Source organism: Pantoea sp. AS142 (genome assembly GCF_037152305.1).
Classification (GTDB): domain Bacteria; phylum Pseudomonadota; class Gammaproteobacteria; order Enterobacterales; family Enterobacteriaceae; genus Pantoea.
The window spans coordinates 325,020-344,542 of sequence record NZ_JBBCMO010000001.1 but is presented as its reverse complement, the minus strand read 5'-3'; the positions used below and the strand labels follow the sequence as shown (position 1 = coordinate 344,542).

Annotated in this window: 20 protein-coding genes; 10 read left to right on the top strand and 10 right to left on the bottom strand. The window is 58.0% G+C overall.

Annotated elements, in window-relative coordinates; genetic code table 11:
- Positions 1–24 precede the first annotated feature (24 nt).
- Genes bioD through bioB form a run of 4 tightly spaced genes read right to left on the bottom strand, consistent with a single transcriptional unit; the run spans position 25 to position 3,614 of the window.
- Positions 25–696, bottom strand: a complete 672-nt coding sequence (bioD, locus tag WFO64_RS01770) for a dethiobiotin synthase (RefSeq protein ID WP_337008418.1) — start codon at positions 694–696, stop codon at positions 25–27.
- Positions 693–1,448 (bottom strand): malonyl-ACP O-methyltransferase BioC, encoded by a 756-nt coding sequence (bioC, locus tag WFO64_RS01765; protein WP_337008417.1) that lies wholly within the window; start codon positions 1,446–1,448, stop codon positions 693–695. Before bioC ends, bioD begins: the two co-directional genes overlap by 4 nt.
- Positions 1,432–2,583: an 8-amino-7-oxononanoate synthase gene (bioF, locus tag WFO64_RS01760; protein WP_337008416.1), complete on the bottom strand. Its 1,152-nt coding sequence runs from the start codon at positions 2,581–2,583 to the stop codon at positions 1,432–1,434. Before bioF ends, bioC begins: the two co-directional genes overlap by 17 nt.
- Positions 2,583–3,614 (bottom strand): biotin synthase BioB, encoded by a 1,032-nt coding sequence (bioB, locus tag WFO64_RS01755; RefSeq protein WP_337008414.1) that lies wholly within the window; start codon positions 3,612–3,614, stop codon positions 2,583–2,585. Before bioB ends, bioF begins: the two co-directional genes overlap by 1 nt.
- Positions 3,615–3,700: 86 nt before the next feature.
- On the opposite strand from bioB, the gene bioA reads away from it, so the two are divergent.
- The gene (gene bioA, locus WFO64_RS01750) at positions 3,701–5,005 is read left to right on the top strand and encodes an adenosylmethionine--8-amino-7-oxononanoate transaminase (protein ID WP_337008412.1); all 1,305 of its coding nucleotides are present in this window, start codon (positions 3,701–3,703) and stop codon (positions 5,003–5,005) included.
- A 75-nt stretch (positions 5,006–5,080) separates the two neighbouring features.
- Positions 5,081–5,557 carry a kinase inhibitor gene (locus WFO64_RS01745; protein ID WP_337008409.1) on the top strand — a complete coding sequence of 159 codons (477 nt, stop codon included), beginning with the start codon at positions 5,081–5,083 and terminating at the stop codon, positions 5,555–5,557.
- Between the two features lie 342 nt (positions 5,558–5,899).
- On the opposite strand, the gene pgl is transcribed toward WFO64_RS01745, so the two are convergent.
- Positions 5,900–6,901: a 6-phosphogluconolactonase gene (gene pgl / locus WFO64_RS01740; RefSeq protein ID WP_337008407.1), complete on the bottom strand. Its 1,002-nt coding sequence runs from the start codon at positions 6,899–6,901 to the stop codon at positions 5,900–5,902.
- A 155-nt stretch (positions 6,902–7,056) separates the two neighbouring features.
- Here pgl and WFO64_RS01735 point away from each other — a divergent pair, with 155 nt between their 5' ends.
- Complete coding sequence (locus WFO64_RS01735) at positions 7,057–7,875, top strand: pyridoxal phosphatase (RefSeq protein WP_337008405.1); 819 nt, start codon at positions 7,057–7,059, stop codon at positions 7,873–7,875.
- Here WFO64_RS01735 and modC read toward each other — a convergent pair whose 3' ends face one another.
- The 4 genes from modC to WFO64_RS01715 form a co-directional block, all read right to left on the bottom strand.
- Entirely contained in the window at positions 7,876–8,934 is a 1,059-nt protein-coding gene (gene modC, locus WFO64_RS01730; protein WP_337008403.1) for a molybdenum ABC transporter ATP-binding protein ModC, read from the bottom strand.
- Positions 8,934–9,623 carry a molybdate ABC transporter permease subunit gene (gene modB / locus WFO64_RS01725; RefSeq protein ID WP_337008401.1) on the bottom strand — a complete coding sequence of 230 codons (690 nt, stop codon included), beginning with the start codon at positions 9,621–9,623 and terminating at the stop codon, positions 8,934–8,936. The genes modC and modB overlap by 1 nt, the downstream gene beginning before the upstream one ends.
- Positions 9,620–10,393 (bottom strand): molybdate ABC transporter substrate-binding protein, encoded by a 774-nt coding sequence (gene modA / locus WFO64_RS01720; protein ID WP_337008399.1) that lies wholly within the window; start codon positions 10,391–10,393, stop codon positions 9,620–9,622. The genes modB and modA overlap by 4 nt, the downstream gene beginning before the upstream one ends.
- A gap of 145 nt (positions 10,394–10,538) precedes the next feature.
- Positions 10,539–10,694: an AcrZ family multidrug efflux pump-associated protein gene (locus WFO64_RS01715; RefSeq protein ID WP_337008397.1), complete on the bottom strand. Its 156-nt coding sequence runs from the start codon at positions 10,692–10,694 to the stop codon at positions 10,539–10,541.
- 137 nt (positions 10,695–10,831) lie between these two features.
- On the opposite strand from WFO64_RS01715, the gene modE reads away from it, so the two are divergent.
- The 6 genes from modE to gpmA all read left to right on the top strand — a co-directional run bounded on the left by modE (position 10,832) and on the right by gpmA (position 17,525).
- Complete coding sequence (gene modE / locus WFO64_RS01710) at positions 10,832–11,614, top strand: molybdenum-dependent transcriptional regulator (RefSeq protein ID WP_337008395.1); 783 nt, start codon at positions 10,832–10,834, stop codon at positions 11,612–11,614.
- Between the two features lie 69 nt (positions 11,615–11,683).
- Positions 11,684–13,156 carry a molybdate ABC transporter ATP-binding protein ModF gene (gene modF, locus WFO64_RS01705; RefSeq protein WP_337008393.1) on the top strand — a complete coding sequence of 491 codons (1,473 nt, stop codon included), beginning with the start codon at positions 11,684–11,686 and terminating at the stop codon, positions 13,154–13,156.
- A gap of 245 nt (positions 13,157–13,401) precedes the next feature.
- On the top strand, positions 13,402–14,445 hold the full coding sequence (gene galT, locus WFO64_RS01700) for a galactose-1-phosphate uridylyltransferase (RefSeq protein WP_337008391.1): 1,044 nt from the start codon (positions 13,402–13,404) through the stop codon (positions 14,443–14,445).
- Positions 14,445–15,593 carry a galactokinase gene (gene galK / locus WFO64_RS01695; RefSeq protein WP_337008389.1) on the top strand — a complete coding sequence of 383 codons (1,149 nt, stop codon included), beginning with the start codon at positions 14,445–14,447 and terminating at the stop codon, positions 15,591–15,593. The genes galT and galK overlap by 1 nt, the downstream gene beginning before the upstream one ends.
- Positions 15,587–16,621, top strand: coding sequence for a galactose-1-epimerase (gene galM / locus WFO64_RS01690; protein ID WP_337008387.1), 1,035 nt, complete (start codon positions 15,587–15,589; stop codon positions 16,619–16,621). Before galK ends, galM begins: the two co-directional genes overlap by 7 nt.
- 151 nt (positions 16,622–16,772) lie before the next feature.
- Positions 16,773–17,525 (top strand): 2,3-diphosphoglycerate-dependent phosphoglycerate mutase, encoded by a 753-nt coding sequence (gene gpmA, locus WFO64_RS01685; RefSeq protein ID WP_337008385.1) that lies wholly within the window; start codon positions 16,773–16,775, stop codon positions 17,523–17,525.
- A 246-nt stretch (positions 17,526–17,771) separates the two neighbouring features.
- Here gpmA and aroG read toward each other — a convergent pair whose 3' ends face one another.
- Positions 17,772–18,824 carry a 3-deoxy-7-phosphoheptulonate synthase AroG gene (gene aroG, locus WFO64_RS01680; protein WP_337008383.1) on the bottom strand — a complete coding sequence of 351 codons (1,053 nt, stop codon included), beginning with the start codon at positions 18,822–18,824 and terminating at the stop codon, positions 17,772–17,774.
- A 287-nt stretch (positions 18,825–19,111) separates the two neighbouring features.
- Here aroG and WFO64_RS01675 point away from each other — a divergent pair, with 287 nt between their 5' ends.
- A complete protein-coding gene (locus tag WFO64_RS01675; protein ID WP_337008381.1) occupies positions 19,112–19,480 on the top strand; it encodes a YbgS-like family protein in 369 nt (122 codons plus the stop codon).
- Positions 19,481–19,523: the final 43 nt, after the last annotated feature.

The following is a 19,523-nucleotide window of genomic DNA, read 5'->3' as shown; positions in this document are numbered from 1 at the left end:
TAAAATAGCCTGTTGGCCAGGCGCTTACTCAGGCAGCGTCAGGTAGTGACCACAAGACGCCTGCTGCGTCGCATCGGTGAGATAGGGAATTGTGCCAAGGCAGGGTGCAGGCAGTCGCTGTCTGAGGCTGGAGAGATATTCCTGATAACGTTTGCCTGGTGGCTCAACGGTGTTGGCAATCCAGCCTATTAGCGGCAGGCCGCACGCACGCACCGCCTCTGCAGTGAGCATGGCGTGGTTAATGCAGCCGAGCTTAATGCCCACCACCAGAATCACCGGCAACTGCTCGCTGACAACCCAGTCCGCAAAGGTGTGCGTCTCTGACAGCGGGGTGTACCAGCCGCCTGCGCCCTCTACCAGAATCCAGTCTGCCAGCGGCTCCAGCGCGGCCAGACCTGCCGACAGTGCCAGATGCGTGATCGGCCTGCCCTCTTCAGCGCTGACGATATGCGGCGACGTCGGTTCGCTAAACGCCAGCGGATTGACCCGCTGATAACTTAACGGCACGCTGCTGTAGCGCTGCAGCGCGAGCGCATCACTGTTGCGAATGCCTTCTGCCGTCATCTCACAGCCCGAAGCAACCGGTTTATAGCCCGCACAGCGATAGCCTGCGGCAGCCGCCGCCTGCAACAGTGCGCCGCTGGCCACAGTTTTACCGACTTCGGTGTCGGTACCGGTGATAAACAAGCGTTTCATGATGCACTTACTCCATAAATTAAATGGTAACTCAGGCGATAGCCGTGCCGATCGCGCGGCCAGTGAGCCTCTAACTGGTTAAGCCGTGGCCGGGTCAGGACCTGCCCTTCGCGCCCCTCGTGCAGATGGGTCGCACCAATCCCCTTCAGGGAACGCATGGCGCTGAGCGCATCGGGAAAATGCAGGGTCACCCACTCTGACGTGCAGCGCAATTGCTGTGCGTGGCAGGCTGCCGCAATCTGCGGCTCGCTGAGAAAGCGGTTAGCGTGGGGTAATGCATCCAGATGAGACCAGGCTTCATGAACCTCGTGCAGCGAACCATCGCCCAGCGTAGAAAACAGCAGCGTGCCCGTGGGACGCAGCACGCGACGGAACTGGCCCAGCGCACGAGGCAGATCCTCACTCCACTGCACCGCCAGGTTGCTCCACACCAGATCAATCGTGTTATCCGCCAGCGGCAGCGCGTCGATGTCACCCGCCAGATAGTGCTGCGCCACGTTGTTGGCCCGTGCCTGTTGCAGCATCTGCAAAGAGAGATCCAGTGCCGTGACCTGTTTGCCCCGCTCACGCCACAGCCTGCTGTACCAGCCGGTGCCGCAGCCGGCATCCAGCAGTTGAAGACCGCTGTGCACGGGTGCCTGTGCCAGCAAGGCATCGCCGCTGAGGCGTTGCAGCGCAGCATGGGCATCGTAATGGCAGGCCGCCCGGCCAAAAGCGCGTGCTACGGCCTGCTTGTCAACCCGCAGCGTCATGCAGCGCCTCCAGTAGCAGATCGATATCTTCAGGGCGATGCACCGCGGTCAGGGTGATGCGCAGCCGGGCTGTCCCCGGCGGTACGGTGGGTGGCCGTATCGCACTAACCCAGCAGCCTGCCTCAGCCAGCCGCTGAGATAGCACCATCGCATCACCATTTTCGCCTACCAGCAGCGGCTGAATCGCGCTGGCGGAGTCCATCAACTGCCACGGCAGCGAGGCCGCGCCGCGCCGGAAATGCTGGATGTTCTGCTGCAGTTGCTGGCGCAACCCATCGCCCTGCCGGACCTCGTGCAGCGCCGCCTGCAGCGCGGTGGCCTGCGCCGCGGGCATCGCGGTGGAGTAGATCAGATGCCGGCTGAACTGCAGGAAATAGTCAGCGGTAGCCGCGTCGCAGAGCAGCGCCGCGCCACTGACGCCAAAGGCTTTGCCAAAGGTGACCACCAGCAGTTCCGGTTTAACGCCCTGCTGCCAGCAGCTGCCGCGCCCCTGCTCACCCACCACGCCGATGCCGTGCGCATCATCCACCAGCAGCCAGCCCTCAGCCTGCCGCGTCTGTTGCGCCAGAGCGGCCAGCGGCGCACTGTCGCCATCCATGCTAAAAATTCCCTCTGTCACCACCAGCGTTTCGCCCTCGCAGGATGAGGCGAGCCGCGCCGCCAGGCTCTCCGGTGCGTTGTGGCTGAAACGTCGCAGTTGCGCCGGGCTATGGCTGGCAGCGTCGAGCAGCGAGGCATGGCTGAGTTTATCGGCCAGGATACGATCGTTTTTCTCGCCCAGCAGATGAATCACCGCCTGATTAGCCGCAAAGCCGGAGATAAACAGCAGCGCACGGTCGTAGCCAAGCCAGTCGGCAAGCTGCACTTCAAGATCGGCGTGCTGACGGTGATAGCCGGTGACATGTCCCGAAGCACCCGCCCCCGCCCCCGCCAGCGTCGCGCCTTGTTGCCAGCCGGCGATCACCGCCGGATGCCGGGTTAAGCCGAGATAATCATTACTGGAGAAGTGGAGATAACCCCGGCCGCCACTCTGCAGTGTGCGGGTCGATTGCTGATCAATGACCCGACGCTGCCGCCAGCCATCGGCCGCACGGCGCTGCGCCAGCGACTGCTGGATACGTTGCTGCCAGCTCATTACAGCGCCGCGTTGTAGAACTGTTCAGTGTCGGCATGGAATAGCTGCTCGCTGAGTTGCTGCGCCTGCTGCTCATCGCCGTGTTGGGTGTGAACAGCTTCCGGATTCAGCCCCAGTTTGCGAAACAGCACCCGATCGTTATCCTCTTCCGGATTTGGCGTGGTCAGCAGTTTGCAGCCGTAGAAAATCGAGTTTGCCCCGGCCATAAAGCACATCGCCTGGGTTTGCTCACTCATCTGTTCGCGGCCCGCTGAGAGGCGCACATGTGAGGTTGGCATCATGATGCGCGCCACCGCGATGGTGCGGATAAAATCGAACGGTTCGACGTCATCGTTATCAGCCAGCGGCGTGCCCTTCACCTTGACCAGCATATTGATCGGCACGCTCTCCGGTGGCGTCGGCAGATTGGCTAACTGCACCAGCAGACCGGCGCGGTCGTTTACGGTTTCGCCCAGGCCGACAATCCCACCGGAACAGACTTTGATCCCGGCGTCACGCACTTTGCCCAATGTATCCAGCCGTTCCTGATAGCTGCGGGTGGTAATGATGGAGCCATAGAATTCCGGTGAGGTGTCCAGGTTATGGTTGTAGAAATCGAGACCTGCACCCGCCAGTCGCTGCGCCTGTTGTTCGCTGAGGGTACCGAGCGTCATGCAGGTTTCCATGCCCATCGCCTTCACGCCTTCGACCATCTTTTCCAGATAAGGCATGTCGCGCTCGTGAGGATTTTTCCAGGCGGCACCCATGCAGAAACGGGTTGAACCGGCGGCTTTGGCCTGACGCGCGGAGGTCAGCACCTCCTCCACTTCCATCAACCGTTCCGACTCCAGGCCGGTCTTGTAGCGCGCACTCTGCGGGCAGTATTTACAATCTTCCGGGCAGGCGCCGGTTTTAATCGACAGTAGCGTACTGACCTGCACCTGGCGCGGATCGAAGTGCTGACGATGCACCTGCTGTGCTTTAAACATCAGTTCAAGAAAAGGGTGATCAAACAGCGCTTGCGCCTGTGCAATTGTCCAGCGTTGAGCCATTACTTACTCCAGAAAAGGGTGTCATCCCGACGAAAAGCAGGGGTATACTTGTAAACTATATTTTTTTATTTTGGTTTACAACTCCGATGACTCTCCCCGTTTTCTCCTCAGAAGATCGCCATTTTGACCGCCAGCATATCTGGCATCCCTATACCTCCATGCAGGATCCGCTGCCCTGCTATCCCGTGGTTGCCGCTCAGGGTTTTCAGCTGAAACTGGCCGATGGCCGTGAGCTGGTGGATGGGATGTCCTCATGGTGGGCGGCGATCCACGGCTACAACCATCCGCGCCTGAACCGGGTGCTGACAGAGCAGGTCACGCAGATGTCGCACGTGATGTTCGGCGGCATTACCCATCCGGCGGCGGTGGCGCTCTGCCGTCAGTTGGTGGCAATGACGCCCGAGGCGCTGGAGTGCGTCTTCCTGGCCGATTCCGGCTCGGTGGCAGTGGAAGTGTCGATGAAGATGGCGCTGCAATACTGGCTGGGTCGTGGCGAGACACGCCAGCAGTTTCTGACGCTGAAACGCGGCTATCACGGCGATACCTTTGCAGCAATGTCGGTGTGCGATCCTGAGAACTCAATGCACAGCCTGTGGCGCGGCTATCTGCCCGAGCACCATTTCGCGGCGGCCCCGGCCTGTGGCTTCGATGATGAGTGGGATAGCCATGATTTCGATGATTTCGCCCGACAGATTGACAAGCATCACCATCAACTGGCGGCGGTGATTCTGGAGCCGATTGTGCAGGGTGCGGGCGGCATGCGTTTCTACCATCCACGCTATCTGCAGCAGGTACGGGAGGCGTGCGACCACTATGGCGTGCTGCTGATAGCGGATGAGATTGCCAGCGGCTTTGGCCGAACCGGCAGACTCTTTGCCTGTGAACACGCAGGCATCACCCCGGATATTCTTTGCGTCGGTAAAGCGTTGACCGGCGGCATGATGACGCTAGCGGCAACCCTGACCACCCGCGAGGTCGCGGATACCATTAGCCGCAGTGCGGCGGGCTGTTTTATGCATGGCCCGACCTTTATGGGCAATCCGCTGGCCTGTGCGGTGGCGGCGGAGAGCCTGAGTATGCTGGGGGAAGGTCACTGGCAGCGTCAGGTGCCCGCGATCGAACAGCAACTGCGTGCTGAGCTGCTGCCGCTGCGGGCGGCACCGCAGGTGGCCGATGTGCGCGTGCTGGGTGCGATTGGCGTGGTGGAAACCCATCAGATGGTCAACATGGCGGCGCTGCAGCAGTTCTTTGTGGAACAGGGCGTCTGGATTCGGCCTTTTGGCCGGCTGATCTACCTGATGCCGCCCTACATCATCACGCCCCAGGCGCTAAGCAAACTGGTGCAGGCGATTGCTGGCGCACTGGCGCATTCTCAACATTTTGCCGCCTGAGGCGGGCTGACCGCTGGCACTGACGACGCTTTTGGTTATGATGAAAAGCTATTCATCGGCAATTAAGGAGATGTGATGCGCGTTTTTAGTCAGGATTTTAATGACGGCGAGAAGATGCCAGAAAAGCATGTTTTCAACGGCATGGGTTATCAGGGCGAGAATATCTCTCCCCATCTGGCCTGGGAAGCGGCACCAGAAGGCACCAAAAGTTTTGTGGTGACCTGCTACGATCCTGATGCCCCGACCGGTTCCGGCTGGTGGCACTGGGTGGTGGCGAACATTCCGGCCAGCACCACGTCGCTGCCGCAGGGTGCCGGTTCCGGCAAAGCGTCGCTGCCAGCAGGCGCTGTCCAGACCCGTACCGATTTCGGTCAGGCGGGCTACGGTGGCGCGGCTCCGCCACCGGGCGAAACCCATCGCTACATTTTCACCGTGCATGCACTGGATGTGGAGGCGATTGAGGTGGATGAAGGCGCCAGTGGCGCAATGGTCGGCTTTAATGTGCATTTCCACATCCTGGCGAACGCCTCGCTGACCGTGAATTATCAGTAATTCCGCACGCCAGACTGCTGACAAACCCAGGGCTGGGTGACCTGGCAGCAACGCATTAGCTCAAATCACAGGGAACAGCGTCAGAGGAGGAAAGTGTCCCGCGCCCAGGGACAAAAACGCCGGAAGCGTTTTTGAACAACGCAAAGCGTTGGCCCGGCTACGGGCGCACCTCAGGGATGAGGTGCGTAATCGCGGGGGCCGAGCGTGCCATGGATGGCGGTTTTTGCCTCTTTCCCCTCTGACGCTGTTCCTTGTCTCTGCACGATCTCACCGCTGGCCGTGGCAGACTTCGTCAACACTCTCACACCTCTCCTGGTCAGGAAAGGCGTTTTTCGTAGTGGGTTACGCCTGTAACTGATGAATCACAACCCACATCGGGCCCTGCCCTACTGCATAACGTCCCCGCGGCTGTAACAGCCCTTTCGGTTCGGTAATCGCATAAACTTCGATGTGATGAGATTTCTGTCCCGCCGCCACCAGATAGCGTCCGCTGTGATCGATATTGAACCCGCGCGGCTGCGTTTCGGTCGGCTGAAACCCTTCCAGGTTCAGCTCGTCGCCCAATTCGCTGACGCTGAAGACGGCCAGGGTGCTGCTGGTGCGATCGCAGGCATAGAGGAAACGGCCATCCGGCGTCAGATGAATATCCGCTGCCCAGCGCGTGCCACTGAAGTCGGGCGGCATCATATCCAGTGTCTGCACGCTTTCTGCTTCGCCTTCACCCGTATTTAATGCCCAAACCTCAACCGTGCTGTCGAGCTCGTTTACGCAGTAAGCATACTGGCCGCCTGGATGGAACTGCATGTGACGTGGGCCTGCGCCTTCTACCGTCGTGACCTGCGCCTGTTTACGCGGCGTCAGTTGACCGTCTGCGCCCAGCGCAAACAGGCAGATACGGTCCTGCTTCAGTGCCGGCACATAGAGCGTCTTATTGTCAGTGTCGATATTGGCAGAGTGACAGCCATCCAGTCCGTTAATCACCTGCAGCGGGACCTGCGGAATGCCGTCGTCGCCAATCGGGCTGACGCTGACGCAGGCATCGTTGTAGGAACCGCAGAACAGGAACCTGCCCTCACGATCGGTAGAAATGTGGGTCGGGCTGCCAGGCAACGGTGCCTGACCCGCTTCGGTCAGCGTGCCATCGGCGGCAATGCGAAACGCCAGCACGCGAAAATTGGGGCGTACACCGACATAGAGAAAATCGTGTTTCGGACTCACCACCATCGGCTGAACCTGGCCGGCGACATCGGTCACCTGAAGCAACGTCAGCCCACCCTCATCATTCATCTGCCAGACATGAATCTGCTGACTCTCGGGACTGGCGGTGTAGACAACTTGTTTCATGCATTCTCCTTTTTTGCTGCCTGATCATGATCTGTCAATCACTGTAGCGCGTTTTATTGCCCCACGCTGGAATCATTTGTGCCCTGTTTTTTGTCTGCGGGCCATGGTCAGGTGTAGACTTTGGCCCCTGCAAACCTGGAAAAACGAGAGGATAAATGAACTACCGTGTAATTGCCCTCGACCTCGACGGCACGCTGCTGACCCCAGCCAAAACGATTCTGCCGCAGTCAATCGAAGCGCTAAACCAGGCACGCCAGGCGGGCGTTCATGTCGCTATCGTGACCGGACGCCATCACTGCGCCATCCATCCTTTTTATCAGGCGTTACAACTGGATACACCCGCAATCTGCTGTAATGGCACCTATTTGTATGATTACCAGACAAAAAGGGTGCTGGCGTCCGATCCCCTCGACCCGCAGCGGGCGTTACAGGTGATTGAGATGCTGAACCAGCAGCAGATTCATGGGTTGCTCTACGTGGATGATGCGATGCTCTATCAGACGCCGACCGGACACGTGACGCGCACGCTGAAGTGGGCAGAATCGCTGCCCGTCCACCAGCGCCCGTTATTCCGTCAGGTGCCCGACTTAGCCCAGGCGGCGCGTGACGCCGGTTCGATCTGGAAGTTTGCCCTGTCGCACGACAACATCCCGGCACTGCAGCAATTCGCCACCCGTGTGGAAGCGGAACTGGGACTGGCCTGCGAGTGGTCGTGGCACGATCAGGTTGATATCGCTAAAGGCGGCAACAGTAAAGGCAAGCGGCTGGCGCAGTGGGTCGAATCACTGGGGCTGAATATGTCTGATGTGATCGCATTCGGTGATAACTATAACGATCTTAGCATGCTGGAAACGGCTGGGCTGGGTGTCGCGATGGGGAATGCCGATGAGGCGATTAAAGCGCGGGCGAAAAAGGTGATCGGCACCAACCTTGAAACCGGTATTGCCGATACCCTCTATCAGTACGTGTTGTAATCAGGGCGTGACGGAGACGCTTTTAATCTGGGCATAGAGCCACTGATCAGGCCGGATGCCCAGCTCATCGCGCGCCCACGGCGTGATGCGCGCCCAGAGTTCGCTAATGCCGATGCGCAGCTTCACCTCAACCTGATCCCCGACCTCCAGCAATTCCACCACCTGTGCCGGTAAAATGTTGCGGATGGAGCTATTGTGCGGCGGTTGCAGCGCCAGCGAGACATCGGCCGAGGCGATGCGAATACGCAATGGGGTTTTAATCGGCTGATTCACCCGGCTGACCCAGATGTGCTGATCCCCCAGCGACAGCGCGGTCATCGGATAGTCGGGATGCTGCTCCAGCACCTGCACCCGCAGCACGCTGGTCAGTTCGCTCACCGGCAACCACGGCCGCATCGCGCTGCTGCTCCAGACCCGTTCCAGCGGACCAAAGGCTTTGACCTTGCCCGCATCCAGCACCAGTACGTTATCAGCCAGTTGCAGGATCTCCTCCAGACTGTGCGAGACGTAAAGCATCGGAATCTCGACCTGCTTCGCCAGCGTTTGCAGATACGGCATCAATTCTCGTTTGCGCGGCAGATCCAGCGACGCCAGCGGCTCATCCAGTAGCAGCATATCCGGTGCGGTCAGCAGCGCCCGGCCAATCGCTACCCGCTGTTTTTCACCGCCCGACAACGACAGCGGAAAGCGCGGCAACAGCGCCTCCAGACCCAGCAGTGAGACCAGGCTATCGAACTGCGCTTTCATCGCCGGGGCCATGCCATATTGCAGGTTGCCACGGACCCGATAGTGCGGAAACAGTCGCGCGTCCTGAAACACATAACCGATACGCCGTTTTTCCGGCGGCAGCGCAATCTTCTGCTCTGCATCAAACAACAGACGATCGTTTAGCTGGATTCGTCCACGCTGCGGCTGGGTCAGTCCGCTGATCGCGTTGATCAGCGAGGTTTTACCAGCGCCGGACACACCAAAAATAGCGGTGATCCCTTTGGCTGGGATCTGCAGGTCGACCTCCAGCTGGTGATTGCCCTGCTGCTGCATAAAGTTGAGTGATAGCATCAGTTTCCCATCCGCTTACGGCCTGCGCGTGCCAGCCATTCCGACGCCAGCAGTGACGCCAGCGCCAGCACGATCGCGATGACGCAGAGACGCGCCGCTGCCCCTTCCGCGCCGGGCGTCTCTATCAGGGTAAACATCGCCAGTGGAAGCGTGCGCGTCTCGCCGGGGATATTGGAAACAAAGGTGATGGTGGCCCCGAATTCACCCAGCGATCGGGCAAAAGCGAGCACCGTCCCGACAATTATGCCTGGCAACGTCAGCGGCAGCGTAATGGTAAAAAATACCCGCCAGCGTCCGGCGCCCAGCGTGCGCGCCGCCTGCTCCAGCCGCATATCCACTGCCTCCAGCGCCAAGCGGATGGCCCGCACCATTAACGGAAAGGCGATGACGGCAGAAGCCAGTGCGGCACCGCGCCAGCTAAAGGCAAAGCTGAAACCAAACCAGTCAAACAGCTTTTCGCCGATAATGCCGCGCCGGCCAAGGCTAATCAGCAGCAGATAACCCACCACCACTGGCGGCAGCACCAGTGGCAGATGGATCAGGCTGTCCAGCAGCGCTTTGCCAGGAAAACGGCAGCGCACCAGAATCCAGGCCATCAGGATGCCAAACGGCAGACTGCCAAGCACGGCTATGCCAGAGACTTTAAGGCTGAGCAGTACCGCCTGCCATTCGGGATCGCTGAGTATCATTTCGTCGGTGTGAATCCGTAGTGTTTGAAGATCGCCGCGGCCTGCGGCCCTTTCAGGTAATCATAAAACGCTTTAACGACACTGTTATCGTGATCGTTCACGATCGCCATCGGATATTCCACAGGTTTATGACTGGTTGCCGGAAAACGCCCGACTACCTGCACTTTGTCGCTGGCGACCGCGTCGGAACCGTAGACAATGCCATAAGGCGTTTCATTGCGCTCGACCAGCGCCAGCGCCGCCCGCACGTTATTGGCTGGCGCTAACACAGGCGCAACGCTCTGCCAGGCGCCCAGCTTTTGCAGCGCCTCTTTGGCGTAAATACCCGCCGGAACGTGGTCCGGATCGCCGACCGCCAGACGTTCACCGCGCAGCAGTGTTTTCCAGTCGGTCTGCGGGTCCAGCGTCACCGCTTTTGCTGCGGCACTGCGAGGCGCAATCAGCACCAGATCGTTGCCCAGCAGGGTATAGCGGCTGCTGGTGATCACACTTTTTTTCGCTACCGCATCATCCATCCACTGTTGATCGGCAGAGATAAACAGGTCAGCAGGCGCACCCTGCTCAATCTGCCGCGCCAGCGTTGAAGAGGAGGCAAATGAGGAGATGATCGTTACCCCCTTTTCCTGCTTATACCGGCTGGCGATATCCTGCATCGCGTTGGTCAGTGAAGCCGCAGCAAACACGGTAATGTTGTCGGCGGCCACAGCCTGCCCGGCCAGCGAAACGGTGATCAGCGCCGCTGCGCCCCAGCGATAGTGTTTAAATGACATGATCTTCTCCGGCTATTCGTTGTGTAGCGGATAATATAACGCAATGTCAGGGAGGTTTAGTAAATTATCGGCAGGAGGAACAAAAGGTTGAATCGGGGCGAGGCAAAAACGACCACGCCCGCACGGATGGCGGGCGTGGCAGGAATCAATGGTGCGAACGGGCTGAGGATTTTTCGCGATGACCAAATTTAGAAATGACGTTAAACACTTCACCCAGGCCATAAATCATACCCAGCATGAGCGCCATCACCACAGGAACCATCAGTACGGCTACGGCGAGGCTTTTCAGTAATTCCAGCATGGAGAGTCTCACTCTGCTAACAAAAAAAGTGATTGTAACGGGTCAGGAAAATTTTGCGCAGCCCTTTTCGTGCTTTTACTTTGGTCACAAAACGCCGCTATCATCGACCTTCGCCTTAACCCTTTGCCGGAGCTGTCATGGAAGCCGAACTGTCCCTTCATATCCGTTTACAACAGAAACTGTTTGCCGATCCGCGGCGTATTGAGCTGTTGAAACGCGTACAACAGACCGGGTCAATCAGCCAGGGGGCAAAACTGGCTGGCATCAGCTACAAAAGCGCCTGGGATGCGATTAATGAGATGAACCAGATGGCGGACGAAACGCTGGTAGCGCGCGCCACCGGCGGCAAAGGCGGCGGCGGTGCGACGCTGACTCGCTACGGTGAACGCCTGATTCAGCTGTTTCAGCTAATGGAGCAGATCCAGCAGAAAGCCTTTGATGCACTGCAGCAGGATACGCTGCCGCTCGACAGTATGCTGGCAGCCATCGCCCGCTTCTCTCTGCAGACCAGCGCCCGTAATCAACTGTTTGGCACCGTGGTGAGCAACGATGCGAAACGGGTGGTTCAGCATCTGATGATTCAACTGGCTGATGGCGTCACGCAGCTCAGCGTGGCACTGACCCAGCGCAGTGCCGATCGTCTGCAACTGGCCGCGGGTAAAGAGGTGTTGGTGCTTGTCAAGGCACCGTGGATCCGCATCAGTCGAGATGCCGCAGAGGAAGACAATCAGCTGGCAGCCACGGTCAGTGCCATCGAACCCGGCGAGCAGATGAGTGAAGTGTTGATGCAGCTCGCCAGCGGCGAAACGCTGTGCGCCACGCTGAGCAACGATCAGCTCCGGCAGCTGAAACTGCAGTCCGGCGATGCGGTCATCGCCAGTTTCAATGCCGAAAACGCCATCGTTGCCACCCTGCTCTAGCCGTTGATTTGACTTCATTACGGTCAATGATTACAACTCAGTGACACGATGCAAAAAATGGAACAGAACATGGCTTCATTGCACATTTCGCAAAGCACCTTTCGTCTCAGCGAGACCCGGATACTAAACCTGAATCAGGTGGAATTGCAGCGCGGCGAAAGCTGGGCCTTTGTCGGTGCCAACGGCAGCGGTAAATCATCGCTGGCGCGCGCACTCTCCGGCGAACTGCCGCCGCTGTCCGGTTCAGTCAGCAGCGATTTCAGACGACCGGTCCGGCTGTCGCTGGAGCAATTACAAATGCTGGTGGCACAGGAGTGGCAGCGCAACAACACCGATATGCTCAGCGAAGGTGAAGAAGATACCGGGCTGACCGTGGCAGAGGTGATCCAGTCGGAGGTGCAGCAGCCCGATCGTTGCAGTCAACTGGCACAGCAGTTCGGCATCGAACCGCTGTTGTCACGCCGCTTCAAATATCTCTCTACCGGCGAAACCCGAAAAACCCTGCTCTGTCAGGCACTGATGAAACAGCCAGATTTGCTGATTCTGGATGAGCCGTTTGACGGTCTGGATGTGGCATCGCGCGCCAGCCTGACCGACACGCTGCGCAGCCTGCAGCAGCCGGCGTTTACCCTGGTGCTGGTGCTTAATCGCTTTGACGATATTCCTGATTTCATTCAGCAGATTGGCGTGCTGGCGGAGTGTACCCTCACCCACAGCGGGCCGCGCCAGACCATCTTAATGGAAGCGCTGGTGGCGCAGCTGGCACACAGTGAACAGCTGATGGGCATGGCATTACCTGAAGCGGATGCACCGGATCAGCTGCCCTCACTGGCAGATGATGCGCCGCGCGTTATTCTGCGCAACGGCACCGTCTCGTACAACGATCGGCCTGTGATAAAGGGGCTGAACTGGCAGGTTAACGCAGGCGAGCACTGGCAGATCACCGGCCCGAACGGCGCAGGGAAATCGACCCTGCTAAGTCTGGTGACCGGCGATCATCCCCAGGGCTACAGCAATGATTTAACCCTGTTTGGCCGCCGTCGCGGCAGTGGCGAAACCATCTGGGATATTAAGCAGCATATTGGCTATGTCAGCAGCAGTCTGCATCTTGATTACCGCGTCAGCACTAATGTGCGGACAGTGATCCTGTCGGGTTTCTTCGACTCCATTGGTCTCTATCAGGCGGCGTCTGACCGGCAGAAAGCGCTGGCGCAGCAGTGGCTGGCGCTGCTGGGGATGGATAACGGACAGGCTGATGCGCCATTCCACTCGCTCTCCTGGGGACAGCAGCGGCTGGTGCTGATTGCCCGCGCGCTGGTTAAGCATCCGACGCTGCTGATTCTGGATGAGCCGCTCCAGGGACTTGACCCGATTAACCGCCAGCTGGTGCGGCGCTTTGTCGATGTGTTGATTGGCGAAGGACGCACTCAGCTGCTGTTTGTTTCGCATCATGCCGAAGATGCGCCCGCCTGCATCACGCATCGCCTGAGCTTTATTGCCTTTGAGGGCGGCTATCACTATCAGCAGGAAACGCTGCACTAATTCTCCCTCGCCGCTTCGTCCGCCGCCGCCGCCATCGCTGCGGCGTTCTGATTCACTCTTGTGTAAGCGATACCATTAAGCACCCCACCTTTTACTCCATGTCATCGCACACAATGCCACGGAATAAGAATATTCAGCTTGTGTAAGCGATACCATTTATCCAGACTTGATCACGCTTTCAGGCGCGATGATGTGCTACTTTTTACCGATGCCTCTTTGGCTTTTGACGCTTACCAGGATCTCACATGGAAAAATTCAACCCGGTCGATCACCCGCATCGCCGTTACAATCCACTGATTGATCAATGGATTTTAGTTTCACCTCATCGGGCCAAACGTCCGTGGCAGGGCGCGCAGGAAACCCCGACGGTCAATACCTTACCGGCGCATGATCCGGACTGCTTCCTGTGTGCCGGCAACACCCGCATCACCGGCGATAAAAACCCGGACTATCCTGGCACGTACGTCTTTACCAATGACTTTGCTGCGCTGATGACCGATACGCCTGACGCGCCCGAGAGCGACGATGTGCTGATGCGTTGTGAAAGTGCACGCGGCACCAGTCGGGTCATCTGCTTCTCACCCGATCACAGCAAAACCCTGCCAGAGATGTCACTGAATGCCCTGGAAGAGGTCGTGCGCACCTGGCAGGCGCAGACGGCCGATCTGGGTCAGCACTATCCGTGGGTGCAAGTGTTTGAGAACAAAGGCGCGGCGATGGGCTGCTCTAACCCGCATCCGCATGGTCAGATCTGGGCCAACAGCTTCCTGCCAAATGAAGCGCAGCGCGAAGATAATCATCAGCGCGACTATTTCGCTGAACATGGCTCGCCGATGCTGGTCGATTATCTGGCACGCGAGCAGCAGGATGGCAGCCGCACCGTGGTGGAAACCGATCACTGGCTGGCGGTCGTGCCCTGGTGGGCCGCCTGGCCGTTTGAAACCCTGCTGTTGCCCAAAGCACACGTCAGACGTATTACCGACCTCAATGCGGCGCAACGGACCGACCTGGCGCTGGCGCTGAAGCGGCTGACCAGTCGCTACGACAACCTGTTCCAGTGCGCATTCCCCTACTCAATGGGCTGGCATGGCGCGCCGTTTAACGGCGAAGCCAACGATCACTGGCAGCTGCATGCGCACTTCTATCCGCCGCTGCTGCGCTCAGCAACGGTACGTAAATTTATGGTTGGCTATGAAATGCTGGCCGAAACCCAACGCGATTTAACGGCGGAACAGGCGGCGGAACGTCTGCGTTCTGTCAGCGATGTTCACTTCCGTGAGGCACAATAATGAGCTTAAAAACCATCACGCAGCAGCTTTTCTCTGACACCTTCGGTTACGCCGCCACGCATACCATTCAGGCACCGGGCCGCGTTAACCTGATTGGCGAGCATACCGACTATAACGATGGCTTTGTGCTGCCGTGCGCCATCGATTATCAGACGGTAATCGCCTGTGCCCGCCGGGACGATCGTCAGATTCGGGTGGTCGCTGCGGATTATGAAAATGCGCAGGACACCTTCTCGCTGGATGAAGAGATTGTCAGCGTGCAGGAACCGATGTGGGCCAACTATGTGCGCGGGGTGGTAAAACATCTGCAGCAGCGTCATGCCGATTTCGGCGGCATCGATATGGTGATCAGCGGTAACGTGCCACAGGGCGCGGGCCTCAGCTCATCTGCTTCGCTGGAAGTGGCGGTCGGCACCGTGGTGCAGCAACTCTATAATCTGCCGCTGGATGGGGCGGCGATTGCGGTTAATGGTCAGGAGGCAGAAAACCAGTTCGTCGGCTGTAACTGCGGCATCATGGATCAGCTGATCTCAGCGCTGGGCCAGAAAGATCACGCTATGCTCCTCGACTGCCGCACCCTGGGCACGCGTCCGGTGTCGATGCCGGAAGATATCGCAGTGGTGATCATCAACTCCAACTTCCGTCGTACCCTGGTCGGGAGCGAATACAACACCCGCCGTGAGCAATGTGAAGCGGGCGCGCGATTCTTCAAAAAGAAGGCGCTGCGAGACGTCCAACTGTCTGAGTTTGAAGCGGCGCAAGCGCAGCTCGACCCGCAGGTGGCAAAACGGGTGCGTCACGTCCTGACCGAAAACGCCCGTACGCTGGAAGCGGCCGATGCGCTGACCCAGGGCGACCTGACGCGTATGGGTCAGCTGATGGCGGAATCGCACGCGTCTATGCGTGACGATTTTGAAATCACCGTGCCCCCGATCGATACCCTGGTTGAGATTGTGAAAGCGCAGATCGGTGAGCGTGGTGGCGTTCGCATGACAGGCGGCGGCTTTGGCGGCTGCATTGTTGCCCTGATGCCGCTGGATCTGGTCGATCAGGTCAAAGCTGCCGTCGCGGAGCAGTATGAAGCGCAGACCGGCATTAAAGAGACCTTTTACGTTTGCAAAGCTTCTGAAGGAGCCGGTCAATGCTGAAAGATGTCAACTCCCATGCGCCCGACGGTCAGCCGTGGCGCATAACGGTGCTGCGCAATGCCAACGGCATGCTGGCCACGTTTATGGACTGGGGCGCGACCTGGCTCTCAGCCCGCGTACCGATGCAGGATGGCACGGTGCGTGAAGCATTGCTCGGCTGCGCTACGCCCTCTGACTATCTGCATCAGGATGCTTATCTGGGTGCCACGGTGGGCCGTTACGCTAACCGCATCGCGGGGGCAAAACTCAACAAACTGAACCGCCAGCTGGTGCCTAATCAGGGCGCTCATCAGCTGCATGGCGGACCAGAAGGCTTTGATAAACGCCGCTGGCAGATTGTCAGCCAGTCAGACAACGAAGTGCACTACCGCATCGATTCGCCTGATGGCGATCAGGGCTATCCCGGCAATCTGATTGCCGATCTGCGTTATCAACTGGATGACCAGAACTGCCTGAGCATCAGCTACGAAGCGCGCTGCGATCAGCCCTGCCCGGTGAATCTGACTAATCACGCCTACTTTAACCTTGATGCGCATCATGGCGACGCCCGCCAGCATCGCTTACAACTGCACGCCAACCATTATCTGCCGGTCGACAGCGAAGGGATTCCCAAAGCGCCGCTGAAAGCCGTCGCCGGGTCCGGTTTTGATTTCCGTCAGGCCAGAGTTGTGGCGCAGGCGTTTCTGGCAGACGACGACCAGCGGGCGGTGAAGGGCTATGACCATGCGTTTCTGCTCAACAGCGCAGGCGACGACAGTCAGCCTGCGGCAGAACTCTGGTCTGAAGATGGCAGACTGCAGCTCAGCGTAACCACCTCGGCACCGGCGTTGCAGTTCTACTCCGGCAACTACCTGGCGGGCACCCGTGCCCGTGAGCAGGGGAGCTATACTGCATTTCAGGGTATTGCGCTGGAGAGTGAATTTTTACCGGATTCGCCCAATCATGCTGAGTGGCCTCAGCCTGATTGCTGGCTGCAGCCGGGAGATCGCTGGGAATCCGTGACGCGTTATCGCTTCACGCCACGCTGAGCCTCCGGCTGAAAAACGCGCAGTGCGTCACACACAGGCTTACGCGCTGCCCGCTTTTCCGTTATGGTATGGCGCAAACAGCTCGTGTTTCAGGCGGGCAGCAGCAGGTTTCCAATCTCACAGAAACATCACAGTATTAAGGAGTTAAGCTATGGCTGTAACTAAGCTGGTTCTGGTGCGACACGGCGAAAGCCAGTGGAACAACGAAAACCGCTTTACCGGTTGGTATGATGTTGACCTTTCTGATAAAGGTCGTGGCGAAGCCAAATCAGCAGGTCAGCTGCTGAAAAAAGAGGGCTTTGTTTTTGATTTCGCGTACACCTCGGTACTGAAGCGTGCTATTCACACCCTGTGGAATGTGCTGGATGAGCTGGATCAGGCCTGGCTGCCGGTTGAGAAAACCTGGCGTCTGAACGAGCGTCACTACGGTGCGCTGCAGGGTCTGGATAAAGCGGAAACAGCCGCTAAATATGGCGACGAGCAGGTTAAGCAGTGGCGTCGCGGTTTTGCCGTAACCCCGCCAGAGCTGGACCGTTCAGATGAGCGCTTCCCGGGCCATGATCCGCGTTACGCGAAACTGACCCCAGAGCAGCTGCCAACCACCGAAAGCCTGGCGCTGACCATCGACCGCGTTATCCCTTACTGGAACGAAACCATTCTGCCGCGCATCAAAAGCGGTGAGAAAGTGATCATTGCCGCACACGGCAACTCACTGCGTGCGCTGGTGAAATATCTGGATAACCTGAGCGAAGATGAAATCCTCGAACTGAACATCCCTACCGGCGTACCGCTGGTCTATGAGTTCGATGAAAACTTCAAACCGCTGAAACGCTACTACCTGGGCGACCAGGACGAGATTGCCGCGAAAGCCGCAGCCGTGGCGAATCAGGGTAAAGCGAAGTAATTTCGCGCTGAAAAACACTAAGGCCAGACGCGAGTCTGGCCTTTTTTTTGCTTTACGCCTCTGGAAACCGACGCTCAATGCTTAGAAGCACAGGGAACAGCGTCAGAAGAGGAAAGTATCCCGCGCCATGGACGACGCGAGCCGGGCTGTCAGGGATGACGGTTTTGCGTCTTTACGATCTGACCCTGTTCCCTGTGCTGGTGCAATCTCACAGCTAACCGGGTCAGACCTTGTCAGTTATTTCAATCAGCCGCGGCGCTGTTTCACCGCTGCCGCCAGCTGACGCAGCACCTTGTCCGTATCTTCCCAGCCGATACAGGCGTCGGTAACACTTTTGCCATAGACCAGCGGTTCGCCGCTCTCCAGGCTCTGGTTGCCTTCCACCAGATGACTTTCAATCATCACACCAACAATCGCCTGCTCACCGTTGATCAGCTGCTGTGCGACATCGTCTGCCACGACCATCTGACGCTGGAACTGCTTGCTGCTGTTGGCGTGGCTGAAGTCAATCATCACCTGGGGTGGCAGACCGGCTTGTGCCAGGCCCTCTTTGACAGCAGTAACATGCTGCGCACTGTAGTTCGGCTCTTTGCCACCGCGCAGGATAATGTGGCAATCACCGTTGCCGCTGGTTTCCACAATGGCGGAGTGACCATATTTAGTGACTGACAGGAAACAGTGTGGCGATCCCGCAGCGTTAATGGCATCGATCGCGACCTTGATCGTGCCATCGGTGCCGTTTTTGAAACCGACCGGACAGGAGAGACCTGACGCCAGCTCACGGTGTACCTGGGATTCCGTGGTGCGCGCGCCAATCGCGCCCCAGCTCATCAGGTCAGCCACATATTGCGGGGTAATCATATCCAGAAACTCGCCCGCCGCCGGTAAGCCGCTGTCGTTAATCTCCAGCAGCAGCTTACGTGCCAGGCGCAGACCCTCATTAAGCTGGTAGCTGTTGTCCATATAGGGGTCGTTGATCAGCCCTTTCCAGCCCACTGTGGTGCGCGGCTTTTCAAAATAGACCCGCATCACCACTTCCAGCTCGCCTTTCAACTCATCACGCAGCGCCAGCAGGCGCTCGGCATACTCTTTCGCCGCTTCAGTGTCATGAATTGAGCAGGGTCCAATCACCACCAGCAGGCGATCGTCCTTGCCCTGCAGGATCTGATGAATCGCCTGGCGGGCCTGTGCAACGGTCTGTGCAGCACGATCGGTGGCCGGGAATTTTTCGAGCAGCGCAACCGGAGGTAACAGCTCTTTAATCTCTTTGATGCGTAAATCATCGTTCTGGTAATTCATACTGATTCCATATTATTTCTGGTCCGGCGCCCGCCGGACACAACCTGTCCAATGTAGCCCGAAGCGCCAGGGGTGTAAATTCCCGCTACCGGTTAAATGTGCGGGTGATATTTGCATTAATCAGGTTAGCGACTAAACTTTTTACTGGTAAGCATTAAGGAATGTCTCGCTTACACAATTTGATCACCCTGTTTAAGCCAATTGGCGAATTATATTTCGTCATGGATTTTCTTACCCGAAATTGCACCTCTGGGCTTAACGCATCTTCATTTATTAACGGGAGCATAATGATGAAAAAGTTTGCCTTACTCTTTTTGACAGCAGCAATGACACTGAGCAGCGGCGCGGTACTGGCTGCGGACAGCAGCAGCAATAACGGCACAGCGAATCAGGCAGCCAGTGCAGGTGCAGTAGCGGGTGGAGCGAAAGAAAATCTGCCACCAAATAATGTCGATAACAGTAAAATTAATAACACTGGCAACGATACCAATCCTGCAACGTCTGGCAGCACTACCAGCAAGGGTACTATGTCTGCTAACGAAATGGACCAGAACAGCCAGTGTAAAGATGGCAAATGCCCGAACATCAATAAAAAAGTTCAGACTAAAGTGGGTGGCGGTGACGTAAACACTAAAACCGACGGTACTTCGCAGTAATTCTGTATCACCAGGAGAACCCGCGTTCTCCTGGCTCCTGGTT

Coding starts and splice junctions, on each gene's coding strand:
- bioD (WP_337008418.1), bottom strand. CDS start 696: ATGAAACGCTTGTTTATCACCGGTACCGACACCGAAGTCGGTAAAACT.
- bioC (WP_337008417.1), bottom strand. CDS start 1,448: ATGACGCTGCGGGTTGACAAGCAGGCCGTAGCACGCGCTTTTGGCCGG.
- bioF (WP_337008416.1), bottom strand. CDS start 2,583: ATGAGCTGGCAGCAACGTATCCAGCAGTCGCTGGCGCAGCGCCGTGCG.
- bioB (WP_337008414.1), bottom strand. CDS start 3,614: ATGGCTCAACGCTGGACAATTGCACAGGCGCAAGCGCTGTTTGATCAC.
- bioA (WP_337008412.1), top strand. CDS start 3,701: ATGACTCTCCCCGTTTTCTCCTCAGAAGATCGCCATTTTGACCGCCAG.
- WFO64_RS01745 (WP_337008409.1), top strand. CDS start 5,081: ATGCGCGTTTTTAGTCAGGATTTTAATGACGGCGAGAAGATGCCAGAA.
- pgl (WP_337008407.1), bottom strand. CDS start 6,901: ATGAAACAAGTTGTCTACACCGCCAGTCCCGAGAGTCAGCAGATTCAT.
- WFO64_RS01735 (WP_337008405.1), top strand. CDS start 7,057: ATGAACTACCGTGTAATTGCCCTCGACCTCGACGGCACGCTGCTGACC.
- modC (WP_337008403.1), bottom strand. CDS start 8,934: ATGCTATCACTCAACTTTATGCAGCAGCAGGGCAATCACCAGCTGGAG.
- modB (WP_337008401.1), bottom strand. CDS start 9,623: ATGATACTCAGCGATCCCGAATGGCAGGCGGTACTGCTCAGCCTTAAA.
- modA (WP_337008399.1), bottom strand. CDS start 10,393: ATGTCATTTAAACACTATCGCTGGGGCGCAGCGGCGCTGATCACCGTT.
- WFO64_RS01715 (WP_337008397.1), bottom strand. CDS start 10,694: ATGCTGGAATTACTGAAAAGCCTCGCCGTAGCCGTACTGATGGTTCCT.
- modE (WP_337008395.1), top strand. CDS start 10,832: ATGGAAGCCGAACTGTCCCTTCATATCCGTTTACAACAGAAACTGTTT.
- modF (WP_337008393.1), top strand. CDS start 11,684: ATGGCTTCATTGCACATTTCGCAAAGCACCTTTCGTCTCAGCGAGACC.
- galT (WP_337008391.1), top strand. CDS start 13,402: ATGGAAAAATTCAACCCGGTCGATCACCCGCATCGCCGTTACAATCCA.
- galK (WP_337008389.1), top strand. CDS start 14,445: ATGAGCTTAAAAACCATCACGCAGCAGCTTTTCTCTGACACCTTCGGT.
- galM (WP_337008387.1), top strand. CDS start 15,587: ATGCTGAAAGATGTCAACTCCCATGCGCCCGACGGTCAGCCGTGGCGC.
- gpmA (WP_337008385.1), top strand. CDS start 16,773: ATGGCTGTAACTAAGCTGGTTCTGGTGCGACACGGCGAAAGCCAGTGG.
- aroG (WP_337008383.1), bottom strand. CDS start 18,824: ATGAATTACCAGAACGATGATTTACGCATCAAAGAGATTAAAGAGCTG.
- WFO64_RS01675 (WP_337008381.1), top strand. CDS start 19,112: ATGATGAAAAAGTTTGCCTTACTCTTTTTGACAGCAGCAATGACACTG.